The sequence below is a fragment of the Mycolicibacterium psychrotolerans genome (assembly GCF_010729305.1).
In the GTDB taxonomy this organism is placed as follows: Bacteria; Actinomycetota; Actinomycetes; order Mycobacteriales; family Mycobacteriaceae; genus Mycobacterium; species Mycobacterium psychrotolerans.
In genome coordinates this window covers 4,220,062-4,243,060 of the sequence record NZ_AP022574.1, presented here as the reverse complement: position 1 = coordinate 4,243,060, position 22,999 = coordinate 4,220,062, and the positions used below count along the sequence as shown (strand labels likewise).

At 69.2% G+C, this 22,999-nt stretch carries 19 protein-coding genes and 1 pseudogene; 15 read left to right on the top strand and 5 right to left on the bottom strand.

The features are described from left to right. Positions 1–42: 42 nt before the first annotated feature. A complete protein-coding gene (locus G6N45_RS20555) occupies positions 43–648 on the bottom strand; it encodes a TetR/AcrR family transcriptional regulator (protein WP_163724118.1) in 606 nt (201 codons plus the stop codon). A gap of 69 nt (positions 649–717) precedes the next feature. Then, a complete protein-coding gene (locus tag G6N45_RS20550; RefSeq protein WP_163724116.1) occupies positions 718–1,563 on the bottom strand; it encodes an alpha/beta fold hydrolase in 846 nt (281 codons plus the stop codon). Positions 1,564–1,626: 63 nt separating this feature from the next. Between G6N45_RS20550 and G6N45_RS20545 the strand changes: the two genes are divergently transcribed. The 9 genes from G6N45_RS20545 (at position 1,627) to G6N45_RS20505 (ending at position 8,051) form a co-directional block, all read left to right on the top strand. After that, the gene (locus G6N45_RS20545) at positions 1,627–2,220 is read left to right on the top strand and encodes a TetR/AcrR family transcriptional regulator (protein ID WP_163724114.1); all 594 of its coding nucleotides are present in this window, start codon (positions 1,627–1,629) and stop codon (positions 2,218–2,220) included. Positions 2,221–2,289: 69 nt separating this feature from the next. After that, entirely contained in the window at positions 2,290–3,381 is a 1,092-nt protein-coding gene (locus G6N45_RS20540) for a permease (protein ID WP_163724112.1), read from the top strand. A gap of 31 nt (positions 3,382–3,412) precedes the next feature. Next, complete coding sequence (locus G6N45_RS20535; RefSeq protein WP_163724110.1) at positions 3,413–3,649, top strand: thioredoxin family protein; 237 nt, start codon at positions 3,413–3,415, stop codon at positions 3,647–3,649. A 98-nt stretch (positions 3,650–3,747) separates the two neighbouring features. Continuing rightward, positions 3,748–4,320, top strand: coding sequence for a crossover junction endodeoxyribonuclease RuvC (gene ruvC / locus G6N45_RS20530; RefSeq protein ID WP_163724108.1), 573 nt, complete (start codon positions 3,748–3,750; stop codon positions 4,318–4,320). Next, positions 4,317–4,904 (top strand): Holliday junction branch migration protein RuvA, encoded by a 588-nt coding sequence (gene ruvA / locus G6N45_RS20525; protein ID WP_163724106.1) that lies wholly within the window; start codon positions 4,317–4,319, stop codon positions 4,902–4,904. The genes ruvC and ruvA overlap by 4 nt, the downstream gene beginning before the upstream one ends. Then, a complete protein-coding gene (gene ruvB, locus G6N45_RS20520) occupies positions 4,904–5,974 on the top strand; it encodes a Holliday junction branch migration DNA helicase RuvB (protein WP_057147202.1) in 1,071 nt (356 codons plus the stop codon). The genes ruvA and ruvB overlap by 1 nt, the downstream gene beginning before the upstream one ends. Next, positions 5,974–6,360 carry a DUF1304 domain-containing protein gene (locus G6N45_RS20515; RefSeq protein WP_163724105.1) on the top strand — a complete coding sequence of 129 codons (387 nt, stop codon included), beginning with the start codon at positions 5,974–5,976 and terminating at the stop codon, positions 6,358–6,360. The genes ruvB and G6N45_RS20515 overlap by 1 nt, the downstream gene beginning before the upstream one ends. Positions 6,361–6,370: 10 nt before the next feature. Beyond that, a complete protein-coding gene (locus G6N45_RS20510) occupies positions 6,371–7,291 on the top strand; it encodes an alpha/beta fold hydrolase (protein WP_246228741.1) in 921 nt (306 codons plus the stop codon). A 64-nt stretch (positions 7,292–7,355) separates the two neighbouring features. Further along, positions 7,356–8,051 carry a hypothetical protein gene (locus tag G6N45_RS20505; protein ID WP_163724103.1) on the top strand — a complete coding sequence of 232 codons (696 nt, stop codon included), beginning with the start codon at positions 7,356–7,358 and terminating at the stop codon, positions 8,049–8,051. A 3-nt stretch (positions 8,052–8,054) separates the two neighbouring features. Here the strand turns inward: G6N45_RS20505 and car are convergent. The 3 genes and pseudogenes from car to gabT form a co-directional block, all read right to left on the bottom strand. Next, positions 8,055–11,547, bottom strand: a pseudogene (gene car, locus G6N45_RS20500) (carboxylic acid reductase). A gap of 227 nt (positions 11,548–11,774) precedes the next feature. Beyond that, positions 11,775–13,208: a gamma-aminobutyraldehyde dehydrogenase gene (locus tag G6N45_RS20495; RefSeq protein ID WP_163724101.1), complete on the bottom strand. Its 1,434-nt coding sequence runs from the start codon at positions 13,206–13,208 to the stop codon at positions 11,775–11,777. Then, entirely contained in the window at positions 13,205–14,548 is a 1,344-nt protein-coding gene (gene gabT / locus G6N45_RS20490; RefSeq protein WP_163724099.1) for a 4-aminobutyrate--2-oxoglutarate transaminase, read from the bottom strand. The genes G6N45_RS20495 and gabT overlap by 4 nt, the downstream gene beginning before the upstream one ends. A 280-nt stretch (positions 14,549–14,828) precedes the next feature. On the opposite strand from gabT, the gene yajC reads away from it, so the two are divergent. From yajC to G6N45_RS20460, 6 genes are all read left to right on the top strand, one after another. Further along, positions 14,829–15,185, top strand: a complete 357-nt coding sequence (gene yajC, locus G6N45_RS20485) for a preprotein translocase subunit YajC (RefSeq protein ID WP_163724097.1) — start codon at positions 14,829–14,831, stop codon at positions 15,183–15,185. Between the two features lie 86 nt (positions 15,186–15,271). Next, complete coding sequence (secD, locus tag G6N45_RS20480; RefSeq protein WP_057147196.1) at positions 15,272–17,092, top strand: protein translocase subunit SecD; 1,821 nt, start codon at positions 15,272–15,274, stop codon at positions 17,090–17,092. Between the two features lie 3 nt (positions 17,093–17,095). Continuing rightward, a complete protein-coding gene (gene secF / locus G6N45_RS20475; RefSeq protein WP_163724095.1) occupies positions 17,096–18,370 on the top strand; it encodes a protein translocase subunit SecF in 1,275 nt (424 codons plus the stop codon). Between the two features lie 15 nt (positions 18,371–18,385). Beyond that, positions 18,386–20,047: an ABC transporter substrate-binding protein gene (locus G6N45_RS20470; protein WP_163724092.1), complete on the top strand. Its 1,662-nt coding sequence runs from the start codon at positions 18,386–18,388 to the stop codon at positions 20,045–20,047. Then, the gene (locus G6N45_RS20465) at positions 20,029–20,577 is read left to right on the top strand and encodes an adenine phosphoribosyltransferase (protein ID WP_163724090.1); all 549 of its coding nucleotides are present in this window, start codon (positions 20,029–20,031) and stop codon (positions 20,575–20,577) included. Before G6N45_RS20470 ends, G6N45_RS20465 begins: the two co-directional genes overlap by 19 nt. A gap of 41 nt (positions 20,578–20,618) precedes the next feature. Further along, positions 20,619–22,991, top strand: a complete 2,373-nt coding sequence (locus tag G6N45_RS20460) for a RelA/SpoT family protein (protein ID WP_163728789.1) — start codon at positions 20,619–20,621, stop codon at positions 22,989–22,991. Positions 22,992–22,999 lie beyond the last annotated feature (8 nt).

The window sequence follows — 22,999 nt, the reverse complement described above, 5'->3', positions numbered from 1 at the left end:
TTCGTACCTCCCGACCTCTTCCCGGACGAGCCATGATGCCGATCACACGGCGGCGAGCCCCCGCATCGCCGCCGCGACGATCGCGTCGGCTGTCGCCGTGTCCAGCGGCGCATCGGTGGCCAAGAGCCGGTACATCGCCGGACCGAAGATGAGGTCGACCGCGATCTCTCGGTCGACATCGGTGCGAAGCTCGCCGCGGGCGACGCCGCGGTCCCAGATCGCGCGGCCCACCTGGCGCCGGGACTGCATGAGATGGTCGCGCAACTCGGTGGCAATGCCGGAGTGGTGCTGCGCCTCACCGATCAGTTGAGCGAAGACCCGCCCGCTCGGACCCCGGTAGAACTGCATGATGCCGCGCAGTGCGAGGCGGAAATCCCGCTCCGCCGACCCGGTGTCGGGGTCTCCGGCGGCCGTGTCCATCGCCGAGAGGAACGCCTCGACGGCGACGGCGTACTTGTTGGGCCACCACTTGTAGATGGTGGCTTTCCCCACGCCGCTGCGGGCGGCGATCTCATCGGTCGTCATCGCGCGCAGACCGACCTCCCGCATCAGTTCCGAAGCCGCGCGCAGCACCTCCGACCGCGACTGCTCACTGCGGGGGCGACCCACCCGGGCGGGCCCTTGATCCGGGCCCGTGGTCTTCGTCATCGGCGTGCCTCCGCTGGTCGTGCACTGAACGCGACGTTCAGTATCTCGCGGCGGAGGTGAAAGCCGCCGTCACCGGGCCGCGGTGACGCCCAGGAACTCGCCGATCGCCGCGGCGGTGCGCTCCGGTTGGTCCAGCATGACCAGCACGTAGGCGTCGTCGATCATCGCGAGGCGGCCGTGCGGCAGCAGTTCGACGAGGCGGTGTCCGTGGTCGGCCGGCATCACCGGATTGTCCGACCACAGCACCAGTGCCGGCCCGTCGAACTCCGCGAGCCGCTGCGTCGCGCGGATCAGGTCGGCCTTGTCGAACCGGGTGCGGCAGTACTTGACCAGGTCACGGCGAACCGCCCGGTCGGCCAGGCCGGCGGCCACCCATTGCTCGACGACCGCCTGCGGCACGGGGTGTTTGGCCATCATCCCGAACATCAGTCGCTGCCGGCGCAGCCGACCGACCCGCAGTTGGCGCATCGCCAGCCACACCGTGGCGGTGCTACGGCCGGCCAGCCACGCGATCTTGCCGGGCAGGCCGGGCGGGAAGTTGTCGAACGCCTCCGACGGGCAGATCACCAGACGCGACACCCGCTTGTCGCGGCCGGCGTCGGTCAAGAACAGCGGGCCGCCCCAGTCCGTGACGACGAGGGTGACGTCGGTCAGGTCCAGCGCGTCGAGGACATCGGCGACGATGCCGACCATCCCCGGCAGCGTCAGGTCGGCGTCCGGGCGCATCGGAACGCGGTGCCCGCCCATCGGCAGCACCGGCAGCAGGTAGCGGTAACCGCCTGGAAGATGCGGCAGCGCCGGATCCCACTGCGCGTCGTTCATCAGCAGTCCGTGCAGCAGCACCACCGGCGGTCCGGCTGGATCGCCCTCCTCCCGGTACTGCACGGTCCCGGCGGCGATCTCGACTGACTTCATGTGCCCTCCACTAGAATGACGATTCTAGAACGTATGCTCTAGCGTGACACCGAGGAGGTGCCCATGGCAAGGTCGACTCGAGAATCCATCCTCACCGCCGCCGCGGAGCTGATGCGCCGGCGCGGCTACGCCGGAGTGGCCATGAAGGACATCGCCGATGCGTCGGGGGCGCCGATCGGCTCGCTCTACCACCACTTCCGCGGGGGCAAGGTCCAGATCGCCCGGGAGGCACTCGCCAATGCCGGCGCCGCGTACGGCCTGCTGATCCCGGCCGTCGTCGATGCGCACACCGACCTGGGCGAGGCGGTCCAGGCGGTCTTCGATCAGGCCGCCGACGACATGGCGGCCTCGGGACTGGTCAACATGTGCCCGGTCGCCAGCGTGGCGGCCGAGGTGGCCGACACCGTCGAGGAACTCCGGCAGACCGCCGGCGAGATCTTCGACGGCTGGATCACCGGCGGCACCGCCTATTTCGTCGCGCGCGGCGTGGACGAAGGCCAGGCCCGTGACCTCACCACGGCGGTGATCGGCGGTCTGGAAGGAGCCTTCGTGATGGCCCGAACGCTGCGCTCGGTCGAGCCGCTGCGGGCGGCGGGACGGGTGCTCGCGCCGCAGTATCGCGGGACGATACTGGCGGTGCGGGAGCGCGTCCGTTAGGGCCGGTCGCGCCGCACGAGGGGACGATCGACCCTACGTACGGCGCGCTGGACGGTCGAAGGTCGAACCATGGAGTATCTCCGACCTCGGCGTGCTTCGACCGTGACGTGGGGTGGGTCTCCACGGAAGCCGCCGACGCGTTCGCAGGAACTCGCCCGGACGCTGGGGCTCGTCCTGCTCGCGGCGGTCGTCTGGGTCGGCGCCTATGCCGTCAACGAGTACATCTGGGATGCCCTGCTGGGCTGGCTGGGCCTGGATCGTCACGTCCGCGCTGTCGGGGCGGTGCACTTCTTCCTCTACGACACCGTGAAGATCCTGCTGCTCTTGACCGGCTTGATGTTCGTGGTCGGGATGCTGCGCGCGAGCCTGGATCTGGACAAGGCCAGGGACTATCTACAGGGACGTGGCCTGTTCGTGGGGTTGGTCCTGGCGGTCGTGCTCGGCGCTGTGACACCGTTCTGCTCCTGCAGTTCCATTCCGCTGTTCATCGGGTTCGTCGCTGCCGGTATCCCGCTGTCGATCACGCTGACCTTCCTCGTGTCGTCGCCGTTGATCAGCGAGATAGCGGCGATCATGATCGGCGACCAGTTCGGCTGGGAGATCGCAGCCTGGTACGTGGCTGCCGGCGGTGTCCTCTCCTTCGTCATCGGCTGGATACTCTCGCGGTTCGACCTCAGTCGATGGGTCGAGGAGACGGTGTTCGCCACGAAGGTGGCGGCGTTACGCGCCGACGGTCATGTGCCCTCGCTCGCCGAACGCGTCGGCGCCGCGGTCGGCGAGACGCGGGACATACTGCGCAGCGTGTGGTTGTGGGTCCTGCTCGGCGTGGGCATCGGAGCCGTGATCCACGGATGGGTGCCGGCAGATTTCTTCGTGCGCTTCGCCGGGCCGGGTAATCCCTTCGCGGTCGTGGTGGCGACGTTGGCCGGCGTGCCCCTCTATGTCAACGGTGCCGGTGTCGTCCCGATCGCGGAGGCGCTGTGGGCCAAGGGCATGTCGCTGGGCACGGTGATGGCGTTCACGATGAGCACGATCGCGTTGTCCATCCCGCAGGCCGTGATGTTGCGCCGGGTGCTGAAGCCGCCCCTGCTCGCGATCTTCTTCGGTACGGTGACCGCCGGAATCATGGTCATCGGAGTCCTGTTCAACGTCGTCACCTGACGCCCAGCCACCACCGCGGAACGGAATCGCCATGATCATCAAGATCCTCGGACCAGGTTGTCGCAACTGTCACACCCTCGAGGAGCGCACGCGGCAGGCGCTCAGCCGACTGGGTCGGGACGCCGAGATCTCGGTCGTCACTGACTACGCCGAGATCGCGCGGTACGGCGTGATGAGAACTCCGGGCCTGGTCGTCGACGAGGATGTGGTGGTGGCCGGCAAGGTGCCCACCGTCGGTGACCTCGCCGAACTGCTTTCCGCACGCTGACCCGTCCCTCTGGTGCGCGCAACCGCAGGCGTGTCTCTACCAGGTGAGGCCGGCGGCAGAAGCTAAGCTCTCGAACAAATGTTCTGTAGGAGGCTGGCGTGCGGGTGATGGGAGTCGACCCCGGGCTGACCCGGTGCGGGTTGTCGGTCATCCAGAGTGGCCGCGGCCGCCAGGTCATCGCCCTCGACGTCGACGTGGTGCGCACACCGGCCGAGCACCCGTTGGCCCATCGGCTGCTCGCGATCAGCGATGCCGTCGAACACTGGTTGGACACCCACATGCCCGACGTCATCGCGATCGAGCGGGTGTTCTCCAATCAGAACGCCAATACCGCGATGGGCACCGCGCAGGCCGGCGGGGTGATCGCGCTCGCCGCAGCCCGCCGCGACATCGACGTGCACTTCCACACGCCCAGCGAGGTGAAGGCGGCCGTCACCGGGAACGGTCGCGCCGACAAAGCCCAGGTCACCGAGATGGTCACGAGAATCCTTGCGCTGCAACAGAAACCGACACCCGCCGATGCCGCCGACGCGCTGGCCCTTGCGATCTGCCACTGCTGGCGCGCGCCGATGATCGCCCGCATGGCCGCCGCCGAGGAGATGGCGGCCGAACAGCGCCGCAAGTACCAGGCCACCCTGAAGGCCGCCAAGATGTCGCGGAGCGCGCGGTGATCGCCTCGGTGCGCGGGGAGGTGCTCGACATTGCCCTGGACCACGTGGTGATCGAGGCCGCCGGTGTCGGCTACAAGGTGATGGCCACCCCGGCGACGCTGGCCACCCTGCGACGCGGCGCTGAGGCGCGGCTCATCACCGCGATGATCGTGCGGGAGGACTCCCAGACGCTCTACGGGTTCGCCGACTCCGACGCGCGGAACCTGTTCCTGACCCTGCTCGGGGTGTCCGGGATCGGGCCGAGCATTGCGCTCGGTGCGCTGGCCATGTACGACGGGCCCACCCTGCGGGCGGCGATCGGCGACGGTGACGTCACCGCGTTGACGCGAATCCCGAAGGTGGGCAAGAAGACTGCCGAGCTGCTGGTGCTGACGCTGCGTGACAAGGTCGGTACGTCTCCGACGGCGGGCACCGCGGCGGTCGGCGGATACGGCATCCGCGGACCGGTGGTCGAAGCGCTCGTCGGCCTCGGGTTCGCGCAGAAGCAGGCCGAGGAGGCCACCGACAAGGTGCTCGCCAACGATCCGGAGGCGACGACCTCCGGTGCGCTGCGGTCGGCGCTGTCGATGCTGGGGAAGAAGTGATGGGCCGCTTCGAAAACGACGAACCCCCGGAGGTGTCCGCCGAGCGCGAGGTTTCGGCGGCGCTGACTGTCGGCGAAGGCGACATCGACGCCAGCCTGCGGCCGCGGTCGCTGGGGGAGTTCATCGGCCAGCCCCGCGTGCGCGAGCAGCTCCAGCTCGTCATCGAGGGCGCCAAGAACCGCGGAGGCACGCCCGACCACATCCTGCTGTCCGGTCCGCCGGGGCTGGGCAAGACGTCGCTGGCGATGATCATCGCGGCCGAGCTCGGTTCGTCGCTGCGCGTGACGTCCGGCCCCGCGCTGGAACGGGCCGGTGATCTGGCCGCGATGCTGTCCAATCTCGTCGAGCACGACGTGTTGTTCATCGACGAGATCCACCGCATCGCACGCCCGGCCGAGGAGATGCTCTACCTCGCGATGGAGGACTTCCGCGTCGACGTCGTCGTGGGCAAGGGCCCGGGCGCGACGTCGATTCCTCTGGAGGTCGCGCCGTTCACGCTCGTCGGTGCAACCACCCGGTCGGGCGCGCTGACCGGACCGTTGCGGGACCGGTTCGGCTTCACCGCGCACATGGACTTCTACGAACCGTCGGAACTGGAGCGGGTGCTGACCCGCTCGGCAGGCATCCTGGGCATCGAGCTGGGCGCCGACGCCGGCGCTGAGATCGCCCGGCGCTCCCGCGGCACGCCGCGCATCGCCAACCGGCTGCTCCGCCGGGTGCGTGACTACGCCGAGGTCCGTGCCGACGGGGTGATCACCCGCGACATCGCCAAGTACGCGTTGGAGGTCTACGACGTCGACGAGCTCGGGCTGGACCGGCTCGACCGGGCCGTGCTCTCGGCGCTGACCCGCAGCTTCGGCGGCGGACCGGTGGGGGTGTCGACGCTCGCGGTGGCGGTGGGAGAAGAGGCCACCACGGTCGAGGAGGTGTGCGAGCCGTTCCTGGTGCGCGCCGGCATGATCGCGCGCACGCCGCGGGGCCGGGTGGCGACGGCCCTGGCCTGGACGCATCTGGGAATGACCCCGCCCAGCGGCGTCATCGGCCTTGGTCAGCAAGGATTGTTCGGGTGATGACCACCGTTTCCCTGATCGTCGCCGCGCTGGCCGCGCTGCTGCACGTCTACATCTTCGTGATGGAGTCCTTCACGTGGACGTCGCCGCGCACCCGTGCGGTGTTCGGCACCACGGAGGAGGAGGCCCAGACCACCCGCCTGCTGGCCTTCAACCAGGGCTTCTACAACCTTTTTCTGGCGATCGTGACGGGCGCGGGCATCGTCGCGACCGCGCTCGGAGCGCACGCCGTCGGCGCGGCCCTGCTCTATGCCGGGCTGGGATCGATGCTGGCAGCGGCCGTCGTGCTGCTCGTCGCCGCTCGTGACAAGGCCCGCGCGGCCGTCATCCAGGGCACCTTGCCGCTGATCGCGATAGTGCTGCTGGTGGTGGACGGGGCGCTGTAGCGTCACGCAGGTGACGTGGCGCCGGATCGCCGCGCTGGTGGCGCTGCTGCTCTCGATGCCCGGATGTGCCCGGGCCTCGGGTGATCCCGGCGACGCCCGGCCCGGTCCGGTCGACATCGGCGGCGGGCGCACGCTGTTCCTGGACTGTCAGGGTGACGGCAGCCCGACCGTGTTCGTCATTCCCGGCCTGGGCAGCTACGCCGAGGTGTGGAACTACGTGGTCCCCACCGACGACCCGGTCCGATCGTCGTCCTTCGATGTCATCGACCGGGCGCAGCTGGTCGCCAGTGCCGCGGCCACCCAGCCGACGGTGGCCCGCACGACCCGGGTGTGCGCGTACGACCGGCCCGGCACCCGCCCGGACGGCGCGCACCGTTCCACCGCGGTGCCGCAACCGCACACCGCGCAGCAGGATGTCGACGACGTCGTCGCGCTGATCTCGGCCGCGGACCTGCCCGAGCCGCTGGTGTTCGTGGCGCACTCCTACGGCGGGCTCGTCCTGGACCTCCTGGCCCGCGAGCACCCGGACCTCGTCGCCGGGTTGGTGTTCGCCGAGCCGACCTCGGAGTTCCTCCCTGGCGTGGGCACTCCCGCGCAGAACGCCGCGTTCTTCGCCGATTCCCGCGACAAGGGCCCGGACAGCGAAGGCGTCCTGATGGAGCAGTCGTTCGCGCAGGTCGCCGCCGCTCCGCCGTTGCCGCGGGTACCCGCCGCTGTGCTGATCGCCGACCGGTTTCCGCCGCCCGAGCAGCTCACCCCGGACAACTACACGCAGGCGCAGGTCCACACGGCCAACGAGATGCTGGCGGCTGCGTTGGGCACCGCGCCGGAGGTCGTGCCCGGCAGCGGTCACAACGTGATGCTGTACCAGCCCGCCGCGGTGGCAGACGCCATCCTGCGGGTGGTCGACGCGGTGCGCCGGGGCGGGTGACCCGGCCGTCGATTACGCCCGCTGTCGCCGGGGTACTCCTGTGCGCACGTCACAAGGAGGCATCATGATCGGATCTCAGCGCGCGGACCGCCCCCGGGGCGGCCGCATGACCATCGCCCGCAGCCGCGGCGCGGCGAGTGGTCTCCTACTCGTTCTGCTCGGGATCTGGGGTGCGCTCATCCCGTTCATCGGGCCGAACTTCGACTTCGCCTTCACCCCGGATCAGCCGTGGATCTGGACCACCGGCCGAGGTTGGCTCGAGGTGTTGCCCGGTGTCGTCACCGTCATCGGCGGCCTGCTGCTGATGACCTCCCGTAACCGCGCGACCGCGATGCTGGGTGGGTGGCTGACCGTGGCGGCCGGCGCATGGTTCGTGATCGGCCGCGCGCTGGCCGGTCCCCTCGGGCTCGGCGATGCCGGCTCCCCGGTGGCGTCGGAGGAGACCAAGCGGGTCTGGCTGGACCTGACCTACTTCTACGGCTTGGGTGCGCTGATCATCTTCCTCGGCGCTCTCGCGTTGGGCCGGGTGTCGGTGCGCAGTGTCCGCGACGTCGAATACGTCGGCCGGGCCGCCGCCGTCGACACGCCGGCGCACACAGGTCCGGTGCCCGTGACCCACACCGCTCCCGCGACGGCGACCACTCCGGTGGGCGGAACACCCACCGAGGTGATCGATCCGCAGCAGCAGCGGGCACCGCGTCGGCGCGGCCTGCGCAACATGTTCCGTGGCCGCCGCGACCGCACCCTGACGCACCACTGACCGTCAGAGCAGCCCGAGCAGTTCGAGGTCGGTGACGTACTTGACGACGACCTCGCGCGTCACGTGCGGGATGTCCTTGTCCGGCCCGATCTTGGCCTCCTGCACCGCCGTCCGGAACCGATCCGTCGGCGCGATGGAGCCCCGGATCGGGAACTCCGGGTGCTGGTAGTTGTGCAGAAGCGGCAGCAGTGACGCCTGTCGCTTGCGCTCGGGGAGGGCGTTGATCGCCGCGGTGAATCTCTGCAGCCAGGTGGCGTAGTCGCCGATGCGCTGCACCGGGTAGCCCGCCTCGATCAGCCAGTCGACGAACTCATCGAGCCCGATTCCGTCGTCGTAGGGGTTCATCACGTGATAGGTCTCGAACCCGCTGTCCGAGTCCTCTCCCACGGCGGCGCCGAGGGTCGAGATCGCCTCGGCGATGAACTCGACCGGGAGCCCGTCGTAGTGCGCCCGCGGGCGGCTGCCGTCGTCGCCGAGTTGATAGAACGACTCGGGGGCGACGCCGGTCGCGACCAGGCTGAACATCAGCCGGGTGAACATGTCCGGCAGATTGAGCTGGCCGGCGTAGGTGGTGTCGGCCAGGATCATGTCGCAGCGGAACACCGACACCGGCAGCCCGCACAGGTCGTGGGCCTCGCGCAGCAACACCTCACCGGCCCACTTGCTGTTGCCGTAGCCGTTGGCGTAACTGTCGTCGACCCGCCGGGTCGCACTGATCTGCCGGATGTCGCCGTCCTCGACGAACCGGCCCGGCTCGATGCCCGCGCCGACACCGATGGTCGAGACGTAGGCGAACGGCTTCTGCCGGGTGGTCAGCGCCATGCGGATCAGCTCGGCGGTGCCGACGGCGTTGGGTCCGAACAGCTGGCTGTAGGGCAGCACATGGTTGACCAGTGCCGCCGGGTCCACGATCAGATCGACCGTGTCGGCGAGCCGCTGCCAGACCGCGGGGTCGAGCCCGAGGTCGGCCTCGCCCTTGTCTCCGGCGATCACCTCGAGGTGGTCGGCGGCGAGCGCCCGGTAGTGCGCGAGGAGCTTTACGTCGCCGGTGTCGAACGTGGCGTCGAGCCGGGCCCGTGCGGCGTCGTCGTCCTTGGCGCGCACCAGGCAGATCACCGTGCCGTCGACCAGATCCATCCGTTCCAGCCACTCCAGCGCCAGATACCGGCCGAGGAAGCCGGTGGCGCCGGTCAGCAGGACTGTCCGGACCTCTGAGCTCGGGCCGGGCAGCGACGGTGCGGCAGCCAGTGTCTCGGCATCGATGAACCTGTCCAGCGTCAATTCACGGGCGTGCGCTTCGGTGGCGTCCGCGCCGTGCACCGAGGCGAAGGTGGGTCGCTTCGCGCCGGGTTGGCGCTGTGTCTCGATGTAGGCCGCCAGCCCAGCCAGATCGTTGGCCGGGCTGACGATCACACCGACCGGAACCTCGACATCGAAGATGTCGCGCAGCAGGTTGCCGAAGGTCAGCGCCGACAACGAGTCTCCGCCGAGATCGGTGAAGTGTGCGTCGGGTTGCACGTCGGTGGCCGCCGTGCCCAGCAGGGCGCCGGCCGCACGGCCGACGGTCTCGAGGACCGGACGCGTGGCGCCGTCCTGACGCAGCGCGCGCAGTTCGTCGGCCTGGCCCTCGGCCAGCTCGGCGTAGAGCGCCTCGAGGCGATCGCCGTAGCGCTCTTTCAGCTTCGGCCTGGCCAGCTTCCGGATCCCGGTGAGCATGCCGTTCTCCAGCGTGAACGGCGTGGTCTCGATCAGGAAGTCGCGGGGGATCTCGTAGGACTGCAGGCCCGCCGTCTTGGCGATGTCCAGAAGTGACTCGCCGATCAGGGATTTGGCGTCGTCGCGGCCGTTGACGTCCTCGGTCGGCACGACGACGGCCAACAGGTAGGACCGGGAGCTGTTGCCGTAGAGGTAGATCTGCCGGATCAGCGGGCTGTCGCCGAACACCGCTTCGAGCTTGGAGACGGTGACGAACTCGCCCTGGGAGAGCTTCAACACGTTGTTGCGGCGGTCGAGGTACACCAGCCGATCGGGTCCGGTCTCGGCGACGACGTCGCCGGTGCGGTAGAAACCGTCCTCGTCGAACATCTCGGCGGTGATCTCGGGCCGCCGGTAGTACCCGGGGAACAGTCTCGGACTTGACCAGCAGCTCACCACGGGGATGGGGGCGGTCGGTGGTGAAGTAGCCCAGATCGGGGACGTCGACGAGCTTGTAGTCGATGACCGGCGGGCGCTGCACCTCGCCGTCGACGAACACCGCGCCGGCTTCGGTCGAGCCGTATCCATCGATCAGATGCAGGTCGAGGAAGGACTCGACGAACGAGCGCATCTCCGGCGACAGCGGCGCCGATCCCGTCATCGACATCACGTAGCGGCCGCCCAGCATGCTGCTGCGGAGATCGGCGTAGACCTCGGCCTCCCCGTCCGCTCGGCGCTCCAGTTCCTTGGCGACCTCGGCGAAGATGGTGTCCCAGATGCGCGGCACGAAGGTCAACTGCGTGGGCCGGACCAGGGCGAGGTCCTCGAGGAAGGTCGAAAGGTCGCTGCGCGCAGCGAAATACGCCGTTCCGCCGGCTCCCAGGGTGCCGTAGAGCAGGCCGCGGCCCATCATGTGGCTCATCGGCAGGAAGTTCAGCGTGATCGACGCCGTGGCCTGCTCGCCGCCCCATGTCGACCGCCCCGACCGGCGCCACGCGCCGGCGACCAGACGCTCGGGATACATGGCGCCCTTGGGGGCGCCGGTGCTGCCGGAGGTGTAGATCAGTAGTGTCAGCGGATCGTCCTCGGGTGAGGAGAACGGTTGCGCCGCAGGCAGAGTCGCGCCGCTCTCGAGCACCTCGGAGAAGGTGAGCACCTCGATCGCGCGGCCGCCGTCGGTCAGACGGGTGCGGGCGTCGGCGAGGGCGTCGCGGTGATCGTCGACCTCGGCCCGGTGATCGAAGACGATGACGCGGCGCACCGTGTGGGCGTCGCGCGCGAGGTCCACGGCGTCGGCGAGATGGTCGACCGCCGAGGCGATGATCGCGGGTTCGGTCTCGGCGATGATGGGCTTCAGCGTCGCGGCCGGCGCACTCGTCTGCAGCGGAACGGACACCGCGCCGCACAGCGCCAGGGCCATGTCGATGATCGTGTAGTCCACGCTGGTGAAGCCCAGCAGCGCGACGCGGTCACCGGGTGCGACGTCGGTGAGGGTGTTCATCAGGGCGTGTACCCGGGCGGACAGTTCGGCGTAGGTGATGGTGTCGAATCGGGGGAGGAGTTCGGCGGAGGTGCGTCCGGTCTGCGGATCGCTGACGAAGCGCACGGCGCGTTGCCCCAGCGCGGGCCGCGCGGCGTAGCCGTCGAGCACGGTGGCCATGATCTCGGGAAGGCGTACTCCCGGCTGGTCGATGGCGTGGGAGATGGCGTCATCCGGGGTGGCGGCGGCGAATTCCGGATCGGTGGCGTGCAAGTCGGCGATGCGGCGGGCGAGCCGCTCGTCGCGGGTTTCAGTCGGCATCAGAAGTCCTCGCAAGAAAAAATCGTCGGTTGCGGGACGCTGCGTTGCGCCCACGGAGGAAACTACGTTAGTAAAACTAAGCTTATTCCGATAAACGGCCCACCGGCGCTGTCAACATGCTGTGAATCGCCATGTTGGCGCGGGAAAGCTGGTTTACCGCAGCGCATTTGGTGTCTCAGGTCACACTTGGCTGTCGGTTGAGACGTGGCTCCGCTTCTGACGCGTTCTCAGCCGGTGTATGCCATCACGTGCTTGATGCGCGTGTAGTCCTCGAGTCCGTACATCGACAGGTCCTTGCCGTGGCCGGAGGACTTGAAGCCCCCGTGCGGCATCTCGGCGACCAGCGGGATGTGGGTGTTGATCCACACGCAGCCGAAGTCCAGTGCAGCCGACACCCGAAGCGCCCGCGAGACGTCCCTGGTCCAGACTGACGACGCCAACCCGTACTCGACGCCGTTGGCCCAACCGAGCGCCTGCTCCTCGTCGGAGAACGACTGCACGGTGATCACGGGGCCGAAGATCTCATGCCGGATCAGCCGGTCGTCTTGGCGCAGGCCGCCGATCACCGTCGGCTCCACATAGAAACCCTTGTCTCCCTGGCGGTTTCCGCCCACAGCGACCGTGGCGTGCGACGGCACGTCGGCGAAGAAGGAGAGCACCCGCTCCATCTGCTGCACGTTGTTCACCGGCGGCACCCACGCGTCCTCGTCGCCGGCGGGCCGGCCGAACGTCGTCGTCGCGCCCTTGGCCTGCTCGGCGAGCGCGGCGGTCAGGTCCGCGGCGACCGACGCCGACGCCAACACGCGGGTGGCCGCGGTGCAGTCCTGTCCGGCGTTGAAGTAGGCCGCCGTCGCGATGCCCTCGGCCGCCGCTCCGAGATCGGCGTCGTCGAACACGATCACCGGCGCCTTGCCGCCCAGCTCGAGGTGGGTGCGCTTGAGGTGGCCGCCGGCGCTGACCGCGACCGCCTTGCCCGCCGCGACCGATCCGGTGATCGAGACCATCTGCGGCGTCGGATGCGCGACGAGATTGGCGCCGGTGACCCGGTCACCGGTGACCACGTTGAGCACGCCGGCGGGCAGGTGCCTGGCCGCCAACTCGGCCAGCATCACCGTCGTCACCGGGGTGGTGTCGCTGGGTTTGATCACCACGGTGTTGCCCGCCGCGATGGCCGGGCAGATCTTCCAGATCGCCATCATCATCGGGTAGTTCCACGGCGCCACCTGACCGATCACGCCGACCGGCTCGCGGCGGATCCACGACGTGTGGTCGGCCATGTACTCGCCTGCCGACTTGCCCTCCAGCACGCGCGCCGCCCCCGCGAAGAACCGGATCTGGTCGACCATCGGAGGGATCTCCTCGGCCGCGGTGACGTGGTGCGGCTTGCCGGTGTTGCGCCCCTCGGCCTCCACGAGATCGCCGGCTGCCTTCTCCACCTCGTCGGCGAAGTCCAGCAGCGCCTTCTGCCGCTGTGACGGGGTGGTCTTCTTCCACTCCGTGAACGCCGCCGCCGCGGCGGCGTAGGCCTTGTCGATGTCGGCTTCGTTGGAGATCGGCGCGGTGCCGTACCGCTCACCGGTGCTGGGGTCGACCAGCGGCATGGTCGCGCCGCTCTCGGAGTCGACGAGTTCCCCGCCGATGAAGTTCCTGACGGTCGTCACAGATCGCGCAGGATCAGCTCGAGAATGTCGAGAGCTTCGAGGAGCAACTCGTCGCTGATGGTCAGCGGCGGCAGGAACCGCAGCACATTGCCGAAGGTGCCGCACGTCAGCACGATCACGCCGGCCTGGTGTGCGGCCGTGCTCAGCTTCTTGGTCAGCTCGGCGTCGGGTTCGAGGGTGCCGGACTTGACCAGCTCCACGGCGATCATGGCCCCGCGGCCGCGCACGTCGCCGATCCGGTCGTCCTCGGCCTGCATCCGGCCGAGCTTGTCCTTCATCAGCGACTCGATGTGTGCGGCGCGGGCCACCAGCCCGTCGTCCTCGATCGTGGCGATCGTGGCCAGTGCGGCCGCGCACGCCACCGGGTTGCCGCCGTACGTGCCGCCCAGCCCGCCGACGTGGGGCGCGTCCATGATCGACGCCGGACCCGTCACCGCGGACAGCGGCATGCCGCCGGCGATGCCCTTGGCCGTGACGATCAGGTCCGGGACGATGCCCTCGTGCTCGCAGGCGAACATCGCGCCGGTGCGGGCGAAGCCGGTCTGCACCTCGTCGGCGATGAACACCACGTCGTTGTCTCGGCACCACTGCAGCAGCGTGGGCAGAAAGCCCTCGGCCGGCACGATGAACCCGCCCTCACCCTGGATGGGCTCGATGATGACCGCGGCCAGGTTCTCCGCACCCACCTGCTTGTCCATCATCGTGATCGCCCGGCGCGCGGCCAGCTCGCCGTCGGTGGCCAGCTCCTTGCCCCCGAACTCCGCGTCGCGGAACGGATAGGACAGCGGGGCACGGTAGATCTCCGGGGCGAACGGCCCGAAACCGTGCTTGTAGGGCATCGACTTCGCCGTCAGCGCCATCGTCAGGTTCGTGCGGCCGTGGTAGGCGTGGTCGAACGACACCACGGCCTGCTTACCGGTGTAGACCCGTGCGATCTTGATGGCGTTCTCGACGGCCTCGGATCCGGAGTTGAACAGCGCCGAGCGCTTGTCGCCGTCACCGGGGGTGAGCCGGTTGAGGGCCTCGGCGACCGCGACGTATCCCTCGTAGGGCGTCACCATGAAGCACGTGTGGGTGAAGTTGGCCACCTGCTCGCGGACCGCCTCGACGACCCGCGGCGAGGCGTTGCCGACCGTGGTCACCGCGATCCCGGAGCCCAGATCGATCAGCCGGTTGCCGTCGACGTCCTCGACGATGCCGCCGAACGCGCGGGCCGCGTAGACGGGCATGGTGTTGCCGACGCCGCTCGCCACCGAGGCCTTCTTGCGCGTGATCAGCTCCTGCGACCGGGGGCCGGGGATGGCGGTGGCGAGGTGGCGGCTCTGTTCGAGAGCGCTCACGGGGGACCTCCTTGACGATTGCCGCGATACGGTCCGAGCCTAGTCGGTCGCACCAGCGATCCGTCGAGAAGCAGGGGCGTTCCAGCCGGGATCAGTGGCCAGCCTGGTGTGTCGCAACGAAATCCGTGGGTCGGCGGCCTCTGTGCGACGGGGGAGGTGGCTCTGAACGGCCGCAATGGCACACTGGTCAACGAATTCCTTCATGCCGGGAGCCCTCCGACCGTGTTCGGCGGGGCCGTCCGGACACAGACCGATACGAAAAAGAAAAGACACTGCTGCCATGGATCTGGTCGTCTTCCTGCCTCTGCTCATCATCATGGGCGCGTTCATGTACTTCGCGTCCCGTCGTCAGAAGAAAGCGATGCAGGCGACCATCGACCTGCACAACTCGCTGACCGTGGGCGACGAGGTCCACACCACCTCCGGTCTGCGCGGCACCATCACCGCGATCACCGACGACGAGGTCGACCTGGAGATCGCTCCCGGCGTGGTGACGACGTGGATGAAGCTCGCCGTGCGCGACCGCGTCGTCGATGACGTCGACGAGGCCGACGACGTGGACGACAGCGACGACCTCGAGTCGCCGTCGGGGGCCACCGAGCTGACGGATCGGCCCAACACCAAGACTGACAGCTGAGGCCTCAGGCCCAGCACGTACCCTTTGCGGGTCACTGCGCACCGTCGCGGTACGTGACGAACTGACCTCGAGGAGACTGTAAAGACGTGGCTTCGTCTTCGACGCCGGTGCATGCTGGCCGCTACCTGGCCCTGTTCCTGGCATTGCTGATCGGTGCGTACCTGCTGGTGTTCCTGACCGGGGACAAGAAGGCCGACCCCAAGCTGGGCATCGATCTGCAGGGTGGCACCCGCGTGACGCTGACCGCGCGCACCCCCGACGGCTCACCCCCGTCGCGCGACGCGCTCAACCAGGCGCAGCAGATCATCAGTGCCCGCGTGGACGGTCTGGGCGTGTCCGGGTCCGAGGTGATCATCGACGGGCAGAACCTGGTGATCACCGTTCCGGGCAACGACAGCAGCGAGGCCCGCAACCTGGGTCAGACGGCACGCCTCTACATCCGGCCCGTCATCCACTCGATCCCGGCCGCGGGGGCCGCCCCGGCCGAACAGGCCGGACCGGCCGGTGCGCCACCGGGTGCCCCCGGGGTGCCGCCGGGCGGCGCACCCGGTCTTCCGCCGGGCGCGGCGATTCCCGGTCTTCCGCCGGGCGCCGTTGCCCCCGGCGGGGCGCCGGACGCGGACATCCCCGGCCTGCCTCCCGTCGAGGAACCGGCGCCGGGCGCACCGGCCGGCGGGGCCCCCGCGCCACAGCCGCGTCCCTTCCCGCAGCAGCCTGCACCCAGCCCGAGCCCGAGCCCCGCGCCGGCACCGGCGCCGGGCACGTCGCCGCCGCCCGCGCCGGGGGACAAGAACGTCCCGCTGGCCCAGCGGATCCAGGACGAGAAGCGGCTGCGGCAGAGTTCGGAGCAGGCGATCCAGATCCTCGCGCTGCAGTTCCAGGCGACCCGCTGCGGTCAGGACGACGTGCTGGCCGGCAACGACGACCCGAACCTGCCGCTGGTGACGTGTTCGCAGGACGGCAAAGAGGTGTACCTGCTGGACAAGTCGATCATCAGTGGTGAGGGCATCGCCAACGCCACCTCGGGGCTGGACCAGCAGCGCGGCGAGTACGTGGTCGACGTCGAGTTCAAGAGCGACGCCTCCAAGACGTGGGCGGACTTCACCGCGGCCAACGTCGGCACCCAGACTGCGTTCGTGCTCGACTCAAAGGTGGTCAGCGCCCCGCAGATCCAGGAGGCGATCCCGGGCGGTCGCACGCAGATCACCGGGCAGTTCACCGCCGACACCGCGCGCGAACTCGCCAACGTGCTCAAGTACGGCTCGCTGCCGCTGTCGTTCGAGTCCTCCGAGGCCGAGACCGTCTCGGCGACGCTGGGCCTGTCGTCGTTGCGGGCCGGCCTGATCGCCGGCGCGGTCGGTCTCATCGCGGTGCTGATCTATTCGTTGCTGTATTACCGAGTGCTCGGCCTGCTGGTGGCGCTGTCGCTGGTGGCGTCCGGCGCCATGGTTTTCGCGATCCTGGTGCTGCTGGGCCGCTACATCAACTACACGCTGGACCTGGCCGGTATCGCCGGTCTGATCATCGGCATCGGCACCACGGCGGACTCGTTCGTGGTGTTCTTCGAACGCATCAAGGACGAGATCCGCGAGGGTCGTTCGTTCCGGTCGGCGGTGCCGCGAGGCTGGGCGCGTGCCCGCAAGACGATCATGTCGGGCAACGCGGTGACGTTCCTGGCCGCCGCGGTGCTGTACTTCCTGGCCGTCGGCCAGGTGAAGGGCTTCGCGTTCACCCTGGGGCTGACCACGATCCTCGACGTGGTGGTGGTCTTCCTGGTGACCTGGCCGTTGCTGTACTTCGCCTCGAAGTCGCCGACGATGGCCAAGCCGTCGCTCAACGGTCTCGGCGCCGTCCAGCAGATCGCACGCGAACGCCGAGCGGCCGCACACGCGGCGGGACGGGGATAGCTCATGGCACGCAGCAGTTCACGCAACGACACCGAGGAGTCGACGGCGCTCGAGGCGCCCGACCTGGAGGCCGGCGCGGCCGACGCGCCCAAGCACGGCTTCTTCGTCCGCCTCTACACCGGTACCGGCGCCTTCGAGGTGATCGGGCGGCGCAAGTTCTGGTACGGCTTCAGCGCGGTCATCGTCGCGATCGCCGTCGGGGCGATCGTGTTGCGCGGCTTCACCTTCGGTATCGACTTCGAGGGCGGCACCAAGGTGTCCTTCCCGCGCGGTGACGGTCAGGCGACCGCCTCGCAGGTCGAGACGGTGTTCAACGACACGATCGGCAAGCCGCCGGAGTCGGTGGTGGTCGTCGGCAGCGGCGGCTCCGCGACCTTCCAGATCCGGTCGGAGACGCTGAGCAACGCCGAGACCGAGGAGCTGCGGACCGCGCTGTTCGACTCGTTCCAGCCGAAGGGCTCCGACGGGCAGCCGAGCAAGCAGGTGATCAGCGACTCCGCGGTCTCGGAGACCTGGGGTGGCCAGATCACCCAGAAGGCGCTGATCGCGCTGGTGGTGTTCCTCGTGTTGGCCGCCATCTACATCACGGTGCGCTACGAGCGGTACATGGCGATCGCCGCACTGTTGACGCTGGTGTTCGACCTCGTGGTGACCGCGGGCGTGTACGCGCTGGTCGGTTTCGAGGTGACACCGGCGACGGTGATCGGCCTGCTGACCATCCTCGGCTTCTCCCTGTACGACACGGTCATCGTGTTCGACAAGGTGGAGGAGAACACCGAGGGGTTCGAGCACACCACCCGGCGAACCTTCGCCGAACAGGCCAACCTCGCGGTGAACCAGACGTTCATGCGGTCGATCAACACCAGCTTGATCTCGGTGCTGCCGATCATCGCGCTGATGGTCATCGCGGTGTGGCTGCTCGGGGTGGGCACGCTGATGGACCTGGCGCTCGTCCAGCTCGTCGGCGTGATCGTCGGCACCTACTCGTCGATCTTCTTCGCCACTCCACTGCTGGTCAGCCTCCGGGAACGCACCGACCTGGTCAGCAAGCACACCCGGCGGGTTCTCAATCGGCGCAAGACCACCGCGGCCAAGGCGGCCGGCGCGGGGGCGACGTTCGTCGACGACGCGGAGCAGCCGCGCGACGTCGAGCCGGCCACGGTCACCGCGCCCGCCGGTCCGCCGGCGGCCAAGCCCGCCCCGGGTGCCCGGCCGGTGCGGCCGACCTCGAGCCGGACGGGCCGCCCGTCGGGTAAGCGAAGCACCGGAAAGCGCTAGGGAGCGGTAGGTCCGATGGCCCACCGCACCCGTGCGCGGCACGTCACTGTCCTCGCGGCCGTGCTCGCCGTCGTCGGCGCCCTCGGCCTGACCTCGTGCTCGCAGGGCGCGGCCGATTCGGTCGACTACGCCGTGGACGGCACGCTGATCACGTACAACACCAACACCGTGGCCGGCGCGGCCTCGGGCGGGCCGCAGGCGTTCGCGCGGGTGCTCACCGGCTTCAACTACCACGGTCCGGACGGCCAGATCGTCGGCGACCACGACTTCGGCACGATCTCGGTGGTCGGCCGCAGCCCGCTGGTGCTCGACTACGAGATCAAACCCGAGGCCGTCTACTCCGACGGCAAACCCATCACGTGCGATGACATGGTGCTGGCGTGGGCATCGCAGTCCGGCCGGTTCCCGTCGTTCGACGCGGCCAGCCGGGCCGGCTACACCGACATCGCGACCGTGGACTGCACGCCGGGCCAGAAGAAGGCGCGCGTCTCGTTCGCCCAGGACCGCGGGTTCACCGATTACGGGCAGCTGTTCGCCGCCACCTCGATGATGCCGTCGCACGTCATCGCAGACGAGCTCGGCCTGGGTGACGGCGGCGTCACGACGGCGCTGCTGAGCAATGACGGCCCGGTGGTCGAGCGGATCGCGCAGGTGTGGAACAACACCTGGAACCTGTCCCCGGACCTGGATCTCAAACGCTTCCCGTCCTCGGGGCCCTACCGCATCGACGCCGTGACCGGCGACGGCGCGGTGGTGCTGGTGGCCAACGACAAGTGGTGGGGCACAAAGCCGGTCACGGCCAAGGTGACCGTGTGGCCGCGCAGCGCGGATCTGCAGGACCGAGTCAACGAAGGCGCCTTCGACGTCGTCGACATCGCCGCCGGATCGTCGGGAACGCTGAACCTGCCCGACGACTACACGCGCACCGACTCGCCGTCGGCCGGCGTGGAACAGCTCATCTTCGCCCCGCAGGGGCCGCTGGCCGCCGTGCCCGCCCGCCGGGCGCTCGCCCTGTGCACCCCGCGCGACGTCATCGCGCGCAACGCCTCGGTGTCCCCGGCCAATGCGCGGTTGAACCCCGCGAGCGAGGACGCCTACTCGGCGGCGGAGGCCACCCCGCAGGTCAACGAGTTCGCGGTCGCCAACCCCGACGCGGCGCGGGCCGCGCTGGGCAACCAGCCGCTGACCGTGCGCATCGGCTACCAGACGCCCAACGCCCGGCTGGCCGCCACCGTGGGTGCGATGGCGAAGTCCTGCGGACCCGCAGGGATCAGCGTCCAGGACGTGGCGGGGGAGAACACCGGCCCACTGTCGTTGCGCAACAACGAGATCGACGTGCTGATCGCGAGCACCGGCGGTGCGGCGGGCAGCGGGTCCACCGGATCCTCTGCGATGGACGCCTACACCCTGCACAGCGGCAACGGCAACAATCTGCCGCGCTATGCCAACGAGCGCATCGACGGCATCATCTCGACGCTCGCAGTGACCTCCGACCCCAAGGAACTGGCCCGGCTGCTCGCCGAGGCGGGCCCGATCCTGTGGGGCGACATGCCCACGCTGCCGCTGTACCGTCAGCAGCGGACTCTGCTGGCATCGACGAAGATGTATGCGGTGAGCGGCAATCCGACGCGCTGGGGCGCGGGATGGAATATGGACCGATGGAAGCTGAGCCAGTGAGCGACACGCGCGAGGTCGGCCAGGTGATCGCGTCGCTGCTGCGCGAGGTGCCCGACTTCCCCGAACCGGGCGTCCTGTTCAAGGATCTGACGCCGGTGCTGGCCGACGCGGGCGGGCTGGCCGCGGTCAGCGACGCGATCGCCGACATCGCCCGCGGCGCCGACCTCGTCGCCGGGGTGGACGCCCGCGGATTCCTGCTCGGCGGTGCGGTCGCGGTCTCACTCGGCATCGGGGTGCTCGCGGTCCGCAAGGGCGGCAAGCTGCCGCCGCCGGTGCTCAGCGAGACCTACACGCTCGAATACGGCACGGCGACGCTGGAGGTCCCCGCCGACGGCGTGGAACTGGCCGGTCGCTCGATCGTGGTGATCGACGACGTGCTGGCCACCGGGGGAACACTGGCGGCCACCCATCAGTTGCTCAAGGCGGCGGGCGCGACGGTGACCGGTGCGGTGGTGATGCTGGAGTTGGCAGCACTCGGCGGGCGGGCGGTTCTGGATCCGCTGCCCGTCACCGCCTTGTACACCGTGTGAGCGGATATCCTGCCAACAGCGAGCAGTCAGCGGAGGTGAGCATGGCCGGCGAGATCCAGGCAGATCCCCGTGCGGGCCAGGCTTCTCCCGCCGTGGCGGCCGGTCCGGAGACCCAGCCGATGGAGCTGCCGCGCCCGGACGCGTCCAAGGCCGCGACGAGTGCGTCGCGCCGGGTCCGTGCCCGGCTGGCCCGCCGGATGACCTCACAGCGCAGCACCGTCAATCCGGTGCTCGAACCGCTGGTCGCGGTGCACCGGGAGATCTACCCGAAAGCCGACCTGTCCCTGCTGCAGAAGGCCTACGAGGTCGCCGAGCAGCGCCACGCCGACCAAATGCGCAAGTCCGGCGACCCCTACATCACCCACCCGCTGGCCGTGGCGAACATCCTGGCCGAGCTAGGGATGGACACCACAACGCTGATCGCCGCGCTGCTGCACGACACCGTCGAGGACACCGGTTACACGCTGGAGGCGCTGACCCAGGAGTTCGGCACCGAGGTCGGCCACCTCGTCGACGGCGTGACCAAGCTGGACAAGGTCGCCCTCGGCACGGCGGCCGAGGGCGAGACGATCCGCAAGATGATCATCGCGATGGCACGCGACCCGCGGGTGCTGGTGATCAAGGTGGCCGACCGGCTGCACAACATGCGCACGATGCGGTTCCTACCGCCGGAGAAGCAGGCGCGCAAAGCCCGGGAGACGCTGGAAGTCATTGCGCCCCTTGCTCATCGGCTGGGCATGGCGACGGTCAAGTGGGAGTTGGAGGATCTGTCGTTCGCGATCCTGCATCCCAAGAAGTACGAGGAGATCGTGCGGCTGGTCGCCGACCGGGCCCCGTCGCGCGACACCTATCTGGCCAAGGTGCGCGCCGAGATCAACGCGACGCTGAACGCCTCGAAGATCAACGCCGTCGTCGAGGGCAGGCCGAAGCACTACTGGTCGATCTATCAGAAGATGATCGTCAAGGGCCGCGACTTCGACGACATCCACGACCTGGTGGGCGTGCGGATCCTGTGCGACGAAGTGCGCGACTGCTATGCCGCGGTCGGCGTGGTGCACTCGCTGTGGCAGCCGATCGCCGGCCGGTTCAAGGACTACATCGCCCAGCCGCGGTTCGGGGTGTACCAGTCGTTGCACACCACGGTCGTCGGGCCTGAGGGCAAGCCGCTGGAGGTGCAGATCCGCACCACCGACATGCACAAGACCGCCGAGTACGGCATCGCCGCGCACTGGCGCTACAAGGAGGCCAAGGGTCGCAACACCCCTCCCGGCGGACACGTGGCCACCGAGATCGACGACATGGCGTGGATGCGTCAGCTTCTCGACTGGCAGCGGGAGGCCGCCGACCCGGGGGAGTTCCTCGAGTCGCTGCGCTACGACCTCGCGGTGCAGGAGATCTTCGTGTTCACCCCCAAGGGGGACGTGGTCACGCTGCCGACGGGGTCGACGCCGGTGGACTTCGCCTACGCGGTGCACACCGAGGTGGGTCACCGCTGCATCGGGGCCCGGGTCAACGGCCGGCTGGTCGCGCTGGAACGCAAACTCGAGAACGGCGAAGTGGTCGAGGTCTTCACGTCGAAGGCCCAGAATGCCGGCCCGTCGCGGGACTGGCAGACGTTCGTGGTGTCGCCGCGGGCGAAGGCCAAGATCCGGCAGTGGTTCGCCAAGGAACGCCGCGAGGAGGCACTCGAGTCCGGCAAGGACGCGATCGCCCGCGAGGTGCGCCGCGGCGGACTTCCGTTGCAGCGCTTGATGAACGGCGAGAACATGGCCGCGCTCGCGCGGGAGTTGCGCTACCTGGACGTGTCGGCGCTCTACACCGCGGTCGGCGAGGGGCACGTATCGGCCCGGCATGTGGTGCAGCGGCTGGTCGCCCAGATCGGCGGCGACGACGAGGCCGCCGACGAGCTGGCGGAGCGGTCGACGCCGGCGACCATGCCGGTGCGGCAGCGCACCAGCGACGACGTCGGGGTCGCGGTGCCGGGGGCGCCCGGGGTGCTGACCAAGCTCGCCAAGTGCTGCACGCCGGTGCCCGGGGACAACATCATGGGCTTCGTGACGCGCGGCGGCGGGGTGAGTGTGCACCGCACCGATTGCACCAACGCCGCGTCGCTGGAGCAGCAGTCAGAGCGCATCATCGACGTGCAGTGGGCGCCGTCGCCGTCGTCGGTGTTCCTGGTCGCGATCCAGGTCGAGGCGCTCGACCGGCACCGGTTGCTCTCCGACGTCACCCGGGTGCTCGCCGACGAGAAGGTGAACATCCTGTCAGCGTCGGTGACGACGTCCAACGATCGCGTCGCGATCAGCCGGTTCACCTTCGAGATGGGCGACCCCAAGCATCTCGGCCACGTGCTCAACGTGGTCCGCAGCGTGGAGGGCGTCTACGACGTCTACCGCGTCACGTCGGCAGCCTGACTTCGGGT